Below are 15,246 nucleotides of genomic sequence, written 5' to 3' on the forward strand. Positions count from 1 at the left end.
CATCCAACCCATCAATAAACCTTAGTGTGATCTTGATTTTGTCCTGATTCCTAATTCACTCACCAGAAGCGATTAAAACCCTAGACAGTTTTTCCCAACACGAACGACATGGCTGTGCCATTCTCGAACCTGTCTAATGCACCCTGGAACTTTAGCTTAATTTTTTGAGTCGGTTGTGTTAATAGGATGACTCGGAACTGGTCTAGTTTAAATAGTGTCACACTCCCCTGTATTTGTCAGAGTAAATATAAGTAAAGTAAGAACATCGAGTTAAATTTTAACCATGAAATCCAATCTGACTTTAACAACTTTTGAATCTACTGCCAGTTTTACTAACCCTTGTGATAGTTCCTTGAGTATTTCAGATTTGCAAGAAATTATTAATAAGATTGAAACTTTTACTGGAGATGAATGGCTTTCGTTGTGTCCTGATATCGATCAAGGGGAATTCTATCGGGAATGGTTTATCTGCTATGATTTTGAAGCCACTCAAACTTGGGAAGCCTACGATTATTTAACCGATGATTGGTTTGAATCCCAGGATTTATCCCAAGTTAAAGCAATTATTAATCGGATTGAAAATGCTAGAATCTATATCCCTATTGCCGCTTAATTGTTGCTGTTTCTTAACTGTAAAATCCTATGATAATTCCCAAGGGGCTAATTAGCCCCTATATTTTTGAGAACTAATTTTTATAGTAGGGAACAGGGAACAGGGAACAGGCAATAGGCAATAGGCAATAGAGATCAGTATCAGTCTTAACTGCCAAGGCCGACTGCTATGATTACGAATTAATGGCAACGGATGGCAGTTGTTCTAAAGTGGGATAATCGGTATAACCTTTTTCATTTCCCCCATAAAATGAAGATCGATCATAAGGATTTAATAGAGCATTAATCTCAAAACGTTTGGGTAAATCGGGATTAGAAATAAATAACCGTCCGTAAGCAATTAAATCGGCATTTCCAGAAGCGATCGCTTGATTTCCACTGTCTCGATTATGAGATCCGGCGGAGATAATTGCCCCCTTAAAATAGTTACGGAAAAACCCCGCACTTAATTCGGCTAAAGGAATTTCTGCCTGATCTATTTTAGCCCAACTATTCAGAGCATCGGCATTTGATCGCGGTTCAACAATATGCAAATAGGCTAGATTAAATTGATTTAAAGCATTAGCTACATAACTAAAGGTTGCCACGGAATTAGAGTCGGATATACTATTAAATGTACCCGCCGGAGACAGTCTCACCCCGACGCGATCGCTTCCCCAAACACCCACCACCGCTCTCGTTACTTCTAATAAAAATCGGCTTCTATTTTCGAGTGTGCCACCATACTGATCGGTGCGTTTGTTGGTACCATCTTGAAGAAACTGATCCAATAAATAGCCATTGGCACTATGAATTTCTACCCCATCAAAACCCGCAGCTAAAGCATTTTCCGCCGCCTTGCGATAGTCCTCTACGATCCCAGAAATTTCCTCGGTTTCTAAAGCCCGGGGGGTGACGAAGGGTTTTTCCCCTTCCATGGTACTCGCCGTGCCTTCGGGGGCGATGGCTGAAGGGGCTACGGGTAGGGCTCCATTGGGTTGTAGTAAGGGATGGGAAATCCGGCCAACGTGCCACAGTTGCAGGAAAATCCGGCCTCCCTGTTGGTGAACTGCTTTGGTGACGAGTTTCCAGCCTTCGGTCTGTTCGGCTGAATGAATTCCAGGTGTGCCTGGGTAGCCTACTCCTTGGGGGGAGATTTGGGTAGCTTCGGTAATAATTAATCCCGCCGAGGCTCGTTGTCCATAATATTCGGCGTTGAGGGGGACGGGGACGTTTCCAACTCCGGCGCGGTTGCGGGTTAGTGGGGCCATAACAAGGCGGTTGGGTAAGGTATAGCGACCCAATTGGAAGGCGGAAAATAGGTTAGATTGACTGTTCATTATATCTTTTTGCCCTAGACTTGGTTTAGTAGTTAAACAACTGTTTAATAATCAGGATAAAACATTTACCCAAAAAAGTCAAGCAGTTATCTAACTGTTTGAGTTTGGATGCAAAGGAGTTAGAATAGAAATAATACAGCATCCGTGTCAAGTGGTTGATACCGATGGAAATATAGCTCTAGTTTAAACCCATTATGTCCGACTCCTGCGAAAATCTCCATACCTATTCACCTTTAACCGTAACCATCAGTGATACGGAAAAACGAGCTAAAATATTTGCAGCTTTAGGTGATCCAACGAGATTGCGAATAATTGAGATGTTAGCACGACAAGAGGAAATGAGTGGCTCTAAGGTGGCATCCCGGGCAGGAATTAGTTTGGCTTTGTTTTGTCACCATTCTAAAATTTTAGCAGAAGCGGGATTAATTCAAATTAGAAAAGACGGGCAAACCAAGTATAATTCGATTAATTGGAATGTCTTAGAGGAGTGTTTTCAAGGGTTAATGCGGTCGGAATCAAAATAGGAGTAATACTGATGTTAACGCTGGCAAAATGGACAGTTTAGGACATAGACTGATTTATGTTCTCGTTCGACCGTTCGACCGTTCGACTGGCTCACGGCTCACGGCTCACGGCTCACGAAGCGGCCTGTTTCCTGTTCCCTGTTCCCTGTTCCCTGTTTCCTGTTCCCTGCTATAACTGATTTCCTGGTAAAACGGTAAAATCATTGTAAAATCGCTTCCCTCTCCTACCTCAGAACTACAGGTTAAGGTTCCCCCATGTTTATCAACAATAATAGCATAGGTAATTGCCAATCCTAAACCCGTGCCTTGTCCCACAGGTTTTGTGGTAAAAAATTGATCAAAACTGCGACGAATTACTTCTGGGGACATCCCAATTCCATTATCACCAATATTAATCATTAATTGAGATTTATCGGTGTGAGGTTCAATTTTAATAGTAATTTTAGGGATAAATTCTTTCTCTGATGTGGTCTGATTTTTTGACGTTATGACTTTACTTTCAATCGCATCAATAGCATTATTCAATAAGTGAATAAAAACTTGATTAATTTCACTAGCATAGCATTCAATAGTCGATAATTTATCGTAATCTCGAATCACTTGAATTTCAGGACGATGGGAGGTAGATTTGAAGCGATGACTTAACAGCATTAATGTACTTTCAATTCCTTCTTTGAGGTCTACGGTTTTTAATTGTGCTTCATCCAGTCGAGAAAATACTCGCAATGATCGTACTAAATCTCGAATTCGATTTGCACCGACTTCCATTGAGGATAAAAGGTGAGGAAGGTCATTTTTCAAAAATTCTAAATCAATTTCTTCAGACCATTGTTCAAGTTCAGGAATATGCGGTGGAAGATACTGTTCATAAAGTTGAATTGTTTTGAGTAAATCTCCCACATATTGTTGAGCATAAAAGATATTTCCATAAATGAAATTAATCGGATTATTAATTTCATGGGCGACACCCCCGACTAACTGACCAAGAGAAGACATTTTTTCCGTTTGAATTAACTGAAGCTGCATTTTTCTTAATTGTAAATGCACATTAATTCGGGCTAATACTTCTTCCGGTTGAATGGGTTTAGTAATATAATCTACTCCGCCAACTTCTAAGCCTTTTACCTTATTCACCAAATCACTCAAAGCCGTCATAAAAATTACGGGAATATCCTTAGTTTTAGGATTTTCCTTTAACTGACGGCAAGTTTCAAACCCATCAATTCCCGGCATCATCACATCTAATAAAATTAAATCTGGTAAGGTGTCTTGAAGTTTTAGTAAAGCATTTTCCCCACTTTTGGCAATAGAAACTCTAAAGCCAGATTGATTTAAAATATCTAAAAATAACTTAACATTAGTCAAGTTATCATCAACAATTAAAATAGAATAGGAATAGGAATTTTTCATGGATTATTAATTATTAATATAGGGTTGAATAAAGTGGATAATTTGTTCGTCTTCAAAGGTTTCAGCCAATTGAATCATATAATCAGCAAAAGCAGTATATTCAGCATCTAACTGTTTAATCCGATCGGCTTCATTTTGAATATCTAAAATGTAACCCCCTTTGGCAAAATTATACAAGTTAATCAGTTCTTGAGAAGGAGGAATAATTAAAGAACTAACAGACACAGGTGATCTTGATTTGTATACTACTGGCTCTGAACTTTCGTAAATCCAGGTTAATTTTAACATTTCTTGGAGTTGATTTAATAAAACTTCTTCTTGTATGGGTTTAGATAGAAACCCATTACAACCCGCCTTTAAACATTCTTCTTGATCTGCACTAAATACAGAAGCAGAAGAAGCAATAATAATTAGATCATAAAATTCGGGATCGGTTCTTAATTGTCGAGTCATTTCTAAGCCCCCCAGAATAGGCATCATTAAATCAGTAATTACGACATTAGGATACAATTGTTTAACTTTTTCTAATCCTTCTTGTCCCTGGGTTGCTTCGATGAGTTCAAAGCCGAGGGGTTCCAATAAATTAACCATAACGGATCTATTTTCCCAGCGATCATCTACAATCAAAATAGTCTGTTTTTCTCCCTGATAACCGACAATTTTTTGTGAAGTTTCAGTTTTCTTAATAGGTTGATCTTTGGCTGCGGGTAAATTGACATCAAACCAGAATTTACTTCCAATTCCTGGAATACTCTCAACATTAATCTTCCCTGCCATCATTTCTACAATTTGATTACTAATGGCTAATCCCAATCCAGTTCCTTCGGATTTTCTGGCGTGTTCTCCTACCTGTTCAAAGGGTAAAAATATTTTTTGAATTTGTTCAGAGGTCATCCCAATTCCCGTATCCTCAATTTTAAACCTTATCATATACATTTTGATAGAATCAGATTCGATTGATTCCGATAAAACCTTGACTTCAAAACAAACCGACCCGGTATCAGTAAATTTAATCGCATTTCCTAATAGATTTAATAAAACCTGACGCAACCGCTTTTCATCAGCATAAATTCCTTCGGGTAAAGGAGTTAAAGATTGATAAGTAAATTGTAATTCTTTTTGTTCAGCTTTCAGGCGACAAACTTCTATAATTCCCCATAAACAATGTTCTAAATTAAAATCTACAGGATAGAGTTCTAGTTTACGCGCTTCGATTTTAGAGAAATCTAAAATATCATTAATTAGGGTTAATAAATGAGAACCACACTCATAAATAATATGGAGTCCTTGTCGGTGTTTAGGAGTTAGAGTTGGTTCCCGTTGTAGAATTTGAGCATAGCCTAAAATCCCATTTAAGGGAGTGCGGAGTTCATGGCTCATATTAGCCAAAAATTCACTTTTAGCTTGGTTAGCAGATTCGGCATCTTCTTTCGCGGCTTGGAGTTGTGCTGTACGTTCTTCTACCCGTTGTTCTAAAGTTTCATTGGAAGTGGCTAAAATCGTAAAGGATTGTTGTAATTGTTGAGCCATTTGGTTAAAAGAATCCCCCAGAAGCATGATTTCTTTAATACCTTTAATCCGAATTTTTTGTCTGAGATTTCCACTGGCAATTTCCCGGGAAGCAATACTCAAATCCATGATTTTTTGGGTAATCCAACGGGAGGTTAATAGTCCAAATATCATAGCAATTCCCAGGGCAATTAAACAAAGAATAATGGTTTTTTGAGTATTCGCATTAATTTGCCCCATAAAATCGGATTCTGGAATTACCACGACAATTAACCAATCTAAACCCCATTGATCTTTCCAAGGACTAATATTGACAAATTGACGTTGATTATTGATTTGAATATGTAGAGATTGAGTTGTAGTAATTGAGTAAGTTTGACCAAATTTTTGAGTGATAGTATTAAAGGTTTCTCGAATTAGTGGATCTTGACTATCAGCAGCATTCAGTCGTTTTGCCACACCATCAACCATTTGATAAGGAGGTTTAGACGATGAACTTGCCACCAAAAGTCCGTTACGTTCTAAAATAAATATTTGTCCAGAGTTACTGGTTTTTAAATTTTTTAAAAATTCACTAATTTGTGATAAGCGTAAATTAGAAATCAAGACAGCAATTAAATTATTGCTATCATTATATAGGGGATAACTGGCGGAAATAGAGACAATATCGGGAAAATTATCCCATTGATAAATTTTACTCCAAATCGGTTTTTTTGCCCGAACTGCATCGGTATAAGCGGCTTCACTGCGGGGATTATAATTATCATAAGATCCCATCAATTTAGTTCGATTCCCCTGGGGATCTGTTGCATAAATATTAGAATTCCATTCGGTTTTAGGAGAAAGTTCATCAATAGTAGCTTTATTCAAATCTAAAAAATATCCGGCTCCGGCATATTCTCCCGTAGGTAATACATAATAAACGTAACCCACATCAAAGGCTTGAAGTTGTCTCCAAAAATAATGCCCAACTTCAGAATAATTGGTCAGATCTAATAACCCTAATTCAACAGCATCGGCATTAATTTTATTAATTTTATGGGGTGTAGAAAGATAATTATTTAAGTGTTGTTCGATCCGAGAACTAACTTCATTTTCAATTTCTTGTGCGAGTTTATTAATAGCTTTTTCTCCATGATTGAAAGTTAACCAACCTGTCAAACCAACAGCAATAGAAATTTCTAATAAAAAAGGAACTACAAGTGCCAAACTTAGGGGAATTCCTTGGGATTTATGCGATCGACGAAAGATGGGAAAGAATGATAATATCATAGTAATAAAAGCAGTTAACTTAAGGAGAATTTTGCAACTCTGGTGTTAAGCTGCGAAAGTCAAATTGCGATGCACCCGGATGACAACTGATGCAACTATTCACCGTCAAAGGTTGGGAAAGATCAACCCGGGGATGGAGGGCTTTAAAATAACGGGAACGATTAAAACGATAGGGGATGGTCTCATCCTTGAGAGCAATGGGACGGGAATAGGTCTGGAGATATTTCCACATTAACAATAATGATGGCCCTTCTAAGGGTTGCAGCGTTGCACCATAATGTTCTGGATCTTGAATCACTTGCTGCCAAGTTTGGGTGGGAAATACCTGGGGTGGGATAGCAATATGACAGCTTGAACAGGTGTTGAGATAAAGTTCATGTCCCAGTTCATATCCGGGTTGAATACTGTCCACACTGCCGATCTGATTGGGGCTAGGCGCGTTTTCAGCCAGGACGACTGAGGGGGCGAGGGGGGGTGTTTGTGTTATCCCCAAGGCAATACCGATACTCCAGAGCCCGACTATGAAAATTAATACCCAGGAAGGAGAACGTCCCTTTTGCTTTTGAATTGTGTTTTGACTTAAAAAACCCATAACCAAGACAAATGATCTGGCAACATCACTGAAATCCTAGCTCAGATTAGCACTGTTTTTGGAGAATTGGAGTTAATCAAGATTTAAGATCATGCCTTCCCTAGCAACAATACCATTGGGAAAAACAGCCTGAACTTGGGCTTCAATTTGAGCAAGAATTTCATCGGTATGGGACGGATCATGTTGATACATAACCACCTGCTTGACTCCAGCTTTTTTGGCAACTTCTACGCCTATTTCCCAGGTGGAATGTCCCCAACCAATTCTAGGCAATTGGTGATTGTGATATTCTTCGTTGGTGTAGGTGGCATCGTAAATAAACACATCCGCGTCCCTGGCTAGATGTAAAACATTTTTATCGAAGTGATCGGGAAAATGTTCGGTATCGGTACAATAAACCGCCGTCTTTCCTTGCCAAGTAACTCGATATCCCACCGCCCCATTGGGATGATTCAGAGGGGCTGTTTCGATTTTGATATCATCTAAAGTTAATGTATCCCCCGGAAATAGGTCATAGAACTTCATATCCGACTGCATGACATTGATGGGGACGGGAAAATTTGGGTGCACCATCTGATCACAGAGACGGTCTTTGATGGTACTACCATCCGGTGCGATCGCCCCATAAATATGAAAACGATTAATTGGAATAAAAGCGGGAACGAAAAAGGGAAATCCCTGGATATGATCCCAATGGGTATGGGAAAAAAACATATAGGCTTCCACGGGCATTTGTCTGAGCAGATCCATTCCCAAGACTCTTAAGCCTGTACCTGCATCAAAAATTAAGCGTTTTTCACCCAAGCGCATTTCCACACAGGAGGTATTTCCTCCGTATTCAACCGTTTGCGATCCAGGCGTGGGTATACTGCCCCGCACCCCCCAGAATCTTACGGAAAAATCAGTTTCAGAGTTCTTATCCATGGGGGTTGCTTGATCATAAGAATGTGGGTTCTGGGCTGAAGGATCAGAAACTGGCATCGTTTGTTTTAGCCTTGGACGTAGAAGGTTGACTCAGCCTACAATTTAAAAGGCATGGAATTGACATCCTCCCCGCCATAAACGGACGGTGATTCCCAAACCTCACGATTTAGGTTTCTGCTTCTTAGCAACTGCCTCTACCCACAAGGAGTTTTCTGGTCTTATGTTCGCTCCACAGACTATCCCCGCAAGCCCTGCGGTTCTTATGTGTCGAAGTCTCAAAAAGAGAATTCTTAAGTTTGTGTTGATTCTAGGGGTGGACTGCCCATTGCCCTATCCTCTTTTCCCTGTCTACCGATTTGTCTGCGCCGCCAGTACAACTGGGCTTCGCTCGTTAGGCTGTCTGAATCCATCGTCACGGGTGGGTCAGTGACCATCCACATTCTAACACAAAGCCGTCGTAGAACCACGGGGTTTCTACCCATTTTTTCGATAAATCTTAGCGTAGAGTAGTGTTTGGTGCATCTTAAACAATTATGAATTACGAATTAATAATTACGATAAGACACAATTCGTAATTCGTAATTCGTAACTCGTAATTAATTTCGTAATTCATAATTTGTAATTCACTGTTTACTGGCGGCTTTAATCCCTTTTTCTACTAGGGGCCCAACCTGATCCACATCCTGCCAACCCAGAATTTCAGTGACTTTCCGTTCTAGGTTTTTATAGGTTCGGAAAAATTCAGCAATTTCTTCTAGGCGATGATGGGGAATATCTTTAAGAGATTTTACATCTGCGTAGCGTGGATCGGCTGCGGGAACACAAAGAATTTTTTCATCCCGATCGCCACCATCGATCATTTCTAAAAACCCAACGGGTCGGGCTGCGATCACACAACCGGGAAAGGTGGGTTGATCCATAATCACTAAACCATCTAAGGGATCTCCGTCTTCCCCTAGGGTATTGGGAATGAAGCCATAATCAAAGGGATATTGGACGGAAGCAAACAAAACCCGATCAAGGGCAAAGGCTTGTAACTCTTTATCGTATTCGTATTTGTTTTTGCTTCCGGCGGGAATCTCAATCAAAACGTTAATTAAACCCGGTTTGGGTTGGGGTACAATCTTCGATAAATCCACGAATCGTTCTCCAAACTTTAGATAATCATCAACATCGGGGAAAGCTCCCCTCTAATATTCTAAAGGGGATGGGGATTTCCTCCAAGGGGGTTGGGCTGTTTGCCACCGAGATCAATTCAGCATCCCCATTTAACCAGCGCCGATTCCCCGACCATTTTGATTAAACTCTATAACAGTTTGTTCTGATAATTCATGGGTTGTGATTGCCCTTAAGATTTCTAAGGGTAAGGTTAAATGATGGGCTCCGGCTTGTAGGGTGGCAGCGGCTTCCTGGGGGGATTTAATACTGGCGGCTAATATTTTAGTCGGACTTCCTGTTAATATGTCGTTCATTTGTTTGACTAATTCAATACCATCCCCTAATAATCGAGTTGCCCGATTCACATAGGCGATCGCATATTTGGCCCCCGATTCCATCGCTACAGCAGCTTGGGCGGCACTATAAATGGCAGTCACAGAACAGGGAATTTCGGCAGATAAATAGGCAACTGTTTGAAATCCTACGGAAGTCGCTGGAATTTTTAAAACCGTTTGTTCTCCTAGTAATTCAAAGGCTTTTTTTCCTTCCCTTACCATTCCCTGAAAATCCGATGCCATTAATTGATAATAGATTTCCCCCGAAATTAATTGTTTTAACTGTTTTAAGGTTTCTTCAGGAGATAATTCACTTTTTGCCAATAAAGTAGGATTGGTTGTAAGTCCTTTCACCCATCCCCAATCTTTAACTATTTGTGCTTCTGAAATAATTGCCGAATCCAAATATAAAGCCATTATGTTTAATACTTTTTGAGTGTTGAGTGTTGAGTGTTGAGTGTTGAGTGTTGATTTATGTTAGTCTGTTAGTCAGCGAGCGGGGACGCTCGCACTGCTGCCCATTAAGATATTCCTTCAAACCGCTAACTACTAACTGATTACTTGTAACTCTTACGCTGATAACTGTTCACTGATAACTGATAACTGATTCATGACATTCCTTCAAATGGCCCTAAAAATGTCGGTTTGGGGCGAACAATATGCAGTTCTAGGATAGCTTTAATTACCGCTAAAACTTCTCTTTGGGTATAGAATCTCATGGAATCATCCTGAAATTTTCCCCAGTCTGGTGTTCCTAGACCTACCGAGTCTATACCCAATTTATTACAGGTGTAAACCGCCCGGGGAAGATGATATTTTTGAGTAATTAAAACCGCCTTTTCTATGCCAAAAATTGCTCTAGCCCGATAACAACTTTCATAGGTACTAAATCCAGCATAATCTAACTTAATATCCTTATTTGGAACTCCCAAACGTTCTGCATATTGCTGCATTGCCACCACTTCATTATATTCAGGAGTGCCATTATCCCCCGTCATTAATATTTTATGAACTCGCCCCAAACGATATAATTCCACTGCCCCTTCTACCCGATCTGCTAACATCGGTGTTGGGGTTCCATCCGCCCAAACTCCCGCCCCAAACACAATTGCTACAGGTTCTTTGGGGACGGTTTCTGGTTGCGTAAATCGACGATTATTCGTAACAGTTTTAATATAAATTGTTAACAAAAAAGGGACTAATACTGTTCCCAAAACCATTAATAAAATCAGAAAACGCCAGTGCAAGACAAACCATTTAGGCATAAAATTAAAGTTGACCGTGGTAGAGACAAAGTTTGGTTTAGGAATAGGGTATCAGCAAAGCGGTTATTTCTACTTCAACGGGGAACCCAATTGGGTCAAATTTAAAACATAACCCCCCGTTACCAGATAAACAGAGTTCGCCATCGCCCCCAAATGACGCACTAACGCCCCTAAACGATCGCGGAAGGTTCTACCCATGGGATAGGCGGGAACCACTCCCCATCCCGTTTCTTCGGCCACTAAGATGATATTTCCTGGAAGTTTATCTAATATTTTTAATAATTGATCTTGAGTATTTTCCCAGGTCATTTGATCTTGATCTAGCAAATTAGCTAACCAAGTTCCTAAAGAATCTACTAAAATACAAGTATCTTGACTGGATATTTTTTCTAAGGTTGCAGTTAAGTCTATCGGAACTTCTAAAATTTCCCAGGACATCGGACGACGTTCTTGATGTTTTTGAATCCTAATTTGCCATTCTTGATCCGTTGGATCTAGTTGAGATGTAGCAATATAAATCACTTGTTTTTCAGACTGTATGGCTAAGGTTTCCGCCCATTCACTTTTCCCTGAACGGGCTGGGCCAGTTACTACTATTAATTCAGAAGGAATAATTAAAGAATTCATATTAGGTTTTCCAAAATAATTTTAATCTTGTACATAAACTCACAAATAGTGCTATAATTATAGTATAGGATAATCCTCGCAAAAATCCCAGGGTGGGAGTATTAGTTAGGGCTTCAATTTTAGGAGTCCAACCCTTTAATTCTAAAATCGGCCATAATAAATTAGCAAAGGCGATATAACCAATCATCGGATTTTTACCCGTATCAATGAATAACTGAAACCAGAGTTTTTGCTGGAAACCATCAATTAAAATTGTTAAGATAATTAACAGAAAAATAGCGATCGCCGTGGTAATAAAAAAATAACTCATCGTGGCGGGATCTTTTTTAATTCCTCCTTGATAGGGTTCAAAAGCTAATCCTAAAATTAACCCATATATTCCCCATTGATACATTTGATATAATAACATTTCTAGGGGATGGTTAGGTTCCTTGAGTAAACGATAACCGAAAATCAATAAAACTAAACTTATTCCTGTGGTTTGGGGGAGTAAGCGAGATTGTAAACCAATGAGTAAATTTAAAATAATGATTCCCATTAAAATCATAATTCCAATTAAGCGAAATCGGTTCCAATTTTTCGGGATATCTTGGTCATCAACCTGTTGATAATTGATAATTTCTTCCCCAATAAAAGTTGCTGGAATTGCGATAAATAAATATTTTAAATATTCAAATTGATATAACCAAGGAATCGGGGATATAGATAGAATTTCTGTCATCCATCCTCCGGCGGATTTAGATAGAATTAAACCCAATAAAACTCCTAGTAACCCGATTCTAAATTGCGGATAATTTCGCGTGAATAACCAAATTAAAGAAGTAAAAACAATAATATTAGTTAAAACCAATAAAATAATATCACTCCGATAGAGAGAAAATTGAGGAAATTTAGGATCATGGGGATATTGAATTTGAGTTAAAATTGCGATCGCCACCCCCAAACCGAGGAAATTTATAACCAAATTAATCCATTTAGGAATAAACTTAGGTAATTGCACAAACATAAAAAATAATACCCCAAATCCGATTAAGGCGAGTTGCCATTTTTCGGAATTGGGTTCGGGGTTAATAACTGTGGGTCTAAAATGTTGTAAAACTATCGCAAAAGTTGCTAATAAAAATCCCCGTTTTAAAATTCCTATAATCATATCAAGAGTTTTCCATCCTTGAGATAAACGCCGAGATAATGCTAAAGGAATCGCTATTCCTAAAGAGAATAGAAAAATAGGAAAAACCAAATCAACCCAAGTTAGTCCAGATAATTTAGGATTAAATTGATGGGTAGGAGGTGGAAATTGGGCGTGATACATCCAAGCGGGTAAAGTTCCATTAAAAGGAATTACACCGGATAAAACCATTGCTAAAACCGCTAGTCCTCGCAAAGCATCTAAGGCATCTATTCGTTTAATATTTGATCGATATTGATATAATAATTGCATTGTAGTCAACCTTATATAGCCATCCTAAATTAGTTATAATATTTTATCGTAGAGGTTGGGAGATCCAACCCCTACAGGTTTTCATAAATTATTTAGAATTGCTATAGATTAACTTCCACCTGCTGCGATACCAAAGATAATAGTCAGAATTAAAGCAATTGCCATAAAAATTACAGCAATCAAAAATAGCCAATATTGCAGCGTATAAAGTTTACGCAATTGTCCCAAAGCACCCATCAAATTTTCGATATCATTTCCTTGGGTATCAACAATTAATTTAAACGCTTTTGCAGAATTAATTGTCCAAATTCCAGTAACTAATAGAATCACTCCCTGTACCAGTTCACCGAATCCTCCTTTGAGGAACATAATAACTCCACCAAGAGCTCCTAATATTCCACCAGCAATTAGAAAGTAACTCACAAATAACATTTTTTTAGACAAATCCAAAATCAGTTGATTCTGAGATTCATTAAATTCATAACTTCCGTTGTCCATAATTTCCCCTGAAAAAAAGTTAAGTTAATTACAGCTTAATTTTACTCCTATTTTCTGAAATGGCAATCATTCAGTTAAAAAAATCTTGTCACTTCTGCTGTTTGTGATAGAATTTGGGCAAATGCTCAACCTATTGCTACCCCCAGGGTTAAAAACGATTGAGCAGAAATACTAAAAAATGGAGTGAGGATGATGAATTTTAAAATCTTAGCATTGTCTGTTATTCTATCTACATTGGGATTTGCAACTGTCGCTCAAGCGGAAAATGAATCGGATTTGCAACAATTAAGAACTACAAATCGTTGTCCCGAATGTGATTTAAGAGGCGCAAATCTGCAACAGTTTGATCTGCGGGGGGCTAATTTATTTAAAGCTCAACTGCAAGGATCAGATTTAAGAGGTGTTGATCTTCGCAGTGCTAATCTGAATCAAGCTAATTTATATAGTGCCGATTTAACTCAAGCTAATTTAGCATCTGCTAACCTATTTGGTGCTAATTTAAGGAATACTATATTAGAACGGGTAGATTTCCGAGAAGCCGATCTTTCCCAAGCGGATTTAGCTCAGGCAAATTTAATCAAGGCAAATTTAAAAGATGCTAGTTTAGTCGGTACAAACTTTAGCCAATCCTATCTCAACCAAGCTAATTTAGAAAATGCTGATTTGCGTAAGGCATTTTTATTTCAAACTGATTTAGAAGCAGCAAACCTTACCCGTGCTAACTTATTGGGTGCGGATTTACGCAAAGCTAATTTGGATCGGACTATTTTAGAAAATGCTAATTTAACCGCTACAATTTTAGCTGATACTAACATTGATCGGGCTAAATTATCTCAAACAACCCTCCGAGGAAGCCTGCTACAAGGCACGGATTTATCTCCTGTTGTTTGTGTAATTACAAATGTGGTTAATTGTGTGGTGGTACCGATTTCAGAACAGGTTGAAAGTCAAGAATTTCCCTTGAATTAATGTTGATCAGATAATCTAAAAAATCTAGTAGGGCGGGTTTACAAATCTTATTTGTAGGAATTATAAATTGTGATGGAACCCGCCCTACGATTAATGTTATTGTGAGGTTTTATTTAACATTTCTTGAAGTTGGAGGACGGCTTTATTATTCCCTTGTTGTGTATATAATTCTAAGGCTTTTTTCCAAGCATTATTGGCTTCGGCGGTATTGCCTTTTTTCCATAAAGATTCCCCTAAATTTTTTAAGGCTTCCGCATAGTCAGGATTAATTTCTAAGGCTTTTTGATATTGGGCGATCGCTTCATCCCATTGTCCTTGACTGGCGTGTAAAAATCCCAAAGCATTATAAGCCAGCCCATATTGAGGATTCAAACTAATAGCTTCTTGATAGACTTGAGTAGCTTCTTCTATTTTTCGTTGATAAAATAAAGAATTTCCTAAATAAAAATGATATTTAGCTTCTTTGGGTTGATTTTCTACCAATTGACGAAAAATTGCTTCGGAAGCGGCATAATTTCCAGTTTGATAGAGTTGAATTGCTTGACGAAATATTGCTTGTCGAGATTGTTTCTTGTCTAACTTTTCCTGTTCCGCTTCACTGGGTTTACCCCGCAACTCGCTGGGACTGGGTAAATCGTTTTGAGCTTGTACTTTGGATGATAATACAATAATTATTCCTAAAATTATTGTTGTTACCCGGGTTAAATTTAACGGTTTATTTTTCATCTTTGTAATTGTAATCTGATGTTAAATTTTTTCTTCACAATATTCCGATAGGTTGTCATCTATCG

Annotated in this window: 15 protein-coding genes; 3 read left to right on the top strand and 12 right to left on the bottom strand. The window is 38.5% G+C overall.

Features of this window, described 5'->3' with window-relative positions:
* The first annotated feature begins 283 nt into the window (after positions 1 to 283).
* Positions 284 to 613 (top strand): hypothetical protein, encoded by a 330-nt coding sequence (locus AC559H_RS16815; protein ID WP_051319752.1) that lies wholly within the window; start codon positions 284 to 286, stop codon positions 611 to 613.
* Between the two features lie 172 nt (positions 614 to 785).
* On the opposite strand, the gene AC559H_RS16820 is transcribed toward AC559H_RS16815, so the two are convergent.
* Positions 786 to 1,931 (bottom strand): alkene reductase, encoded by a 1,146-nt coding sequence (locus tag AC559H_RS16820; protein WP_026795529.1) that lies wholly within the window; start codon positions 1,929 to 1,931, stop codon positions 786 to 788.
* 194 nt (positions 1,932 to 2,125) lie between these two features.
* Between AC559H_RS16820 and AC559H_RS16825 the strand changes: the two genes are divergently transcribed.
* Complete coding sequence (locus AC559H_RS16825) at positions 2,126 to 2,455, top strand: ArsR/SmtB family transcription factor (protein WP_026795528.1); 330 nt, start codon at positions 2,126 to 2,128, stop codon at positions 2,453 to 2,455.
* 105 nt (positions 2,456 to 2,560) lie between these two features.
* On the opposite strand, the gene AC559H_RS16830 is transcribed toward AC559H_RS16825, so the two are convergent.
* The 10 genes from AC559H_RS16830 to AC559H_RS16875 form a co-directional block, all read right to left on the bottom strand.
* Positions 2,561 to 3,865 (bottom strand): sensor histidine kinase, encoded by a 1,305-nt coding sequence (locus AC559H_RS16830; RefSeq protein ID WP_051319751.1) that lies wholly within the window; start codon positions 3,863 to 3,865, stop codon positions 2,561 to 2,563.
* Positions 3,866 to 3,871: 6 nt separating this feature from the next.
* Positions 3,872 to 6,646: a hybrid sensor histidine kinase/response regulator gene (locus AC559H_RS16835; protein WP_051319750.1), complete on the bottom strand. Its 2,775-nt coding sequence runs from the start codon at positions 6,644 to 6,646 to the stop codon at positions 3,872 to 3,874.
* Between the two features lie 19 nt (positions 6,647 to 6,665).
* On the bottom strand, positions 6,666 to 7,238 hold the full coding sequence (locus tag AC559H_RS16840; RefSeq protein WP_026795526.1) for a hypothetical protein: 573 nt from the start codon (positions 7,236 to 7,238) through the stop codon (positions 6,666 to 6,668).
* Between the two features lie 72 nt (positions 7,239 to 7,310).
* Entirely contained in the window at positions 7,311 to 8,219 is a 909-nt protein-coding gene (locus AC559H_RS16845; RefSeq protein WP_026795525.1) for an MBL fold metallo-hydrolase, read from the bottom strand.
* Positions 8,220 to 8,785: 566 nt separating this feature from the next.
* Positions 8,786 to 9,301 (bottom strand): inorganic diphosphatase, encoded by a 516-nt coding sequence (locus tag AC559H_RS16850; protein WP_026787637.1) that lies wholly within the window; start codon positions 9,299 to 9,301, stop codon positions 8,786 to 8,788.
* A gap of 129 nt (positions 9,302 to 9,430) precedes the next feature.
* Positions 9,431 to 10,072 carry a transaldolase family protein gene (locus tag AC559H_RS16855; protein ID WP_026787638.1) on the bottom strand — a complete coding sequence of 214 codons (642 nt, stop codon included), beginning with the start codon at positions 10,070 to 10,072 and terminating at the stop codon, positions 9,431 to 9,433.
* 191 nt (positions 10,073 to 10,263) lie between these two features.
* Entirely contained in the window at positions 10,264 to 10,920 is a 657-nt protein-coding gene (locus tag AC559H_RS16860) for a SanA/YdcF family protein (RefSeq protein WP_026795524.1), read from the bottom strand.
* 69 nt (positions 10,921 to 10,989) lie between these two features.
* Positions 10,990 to 11,547, bottom strand: coding sequence for a bifunctional adenosylcobinamide kinase/adenosylcobinamide-phosphate guanylyltransferase (gene cobU / locus AC559H_RS16865; RefSeq protein WP_026795523.1), 558 nt, complete (start codon positions 11,545 to 11,547; stop codon positions 10,990 to 10,992).
* Between the two features lies 1 nt (position 11,548).
* Entirely contained in the window at positions 11,549 to 12,988 is a 1,440-nt protein-coding gene (locus AC559H_RS16870; protein ID WP_026795522.1) for a DUF5009 domain-containing protein, read from the bottom strand.
* A gap of 108 nt (positions 12,989 to 13,096) precedes the next feature.
* Complete coding sequence (locus tag AC559H_RS16875) at positions 13,097 to 13,486, bottom strand: hypothetical protein (protein WP_026787642.1); 390 nt, start codon at positions 13,484 to 13,486, stop codon at positions 13,097 to 13,099.
* Between the two features lie 189 nt (positions 13,487 to 13,675).
* On the opposite strand from AC559H_RS16875, the gene AC559H_RS16880 reads away from it, so the two are divergent.
* On the top strand, positions 13,676 to 14,455 hold the full coding sequence (locus AC559H_RS16880) for a pentapeptide repeat-containing protein (protein ID WP_237745606.1): 780 nt from the start codon (positions 13,676 to 13,678) through the stop codon (positions 14,453 to 14,455).
* A gap of 96 nt (positions 14,456 to 14,551) precedes the next feature.
* On the opposite strand, the gene AC559H_RS16885 is transcribed toward AC559H_RS16880, so the two are convergent.
* A complete protein-coding gene (locus AC559H_RS16885; RefSeq protein ID WP_026795520.1) occupies positions 14,552 to 15,181 on the bottom strand; it encodes a tetratricopeptide repeat protein in 630 nt (209 codons plus the stop codon).
* Positions 15,182 to 15,246: the final 65 nt, after the last annotated feature.

Source organism: Planktothrix prolifica NIVA-CYA 540 (assembly GCF_963864145.1).
Lineage (GTDB): Bacteria > Cyanobacteriota > Cyanobacteriia > Cyanobacteriales > Microcoleaceae > Planktothrix > Planktothrix agardhii.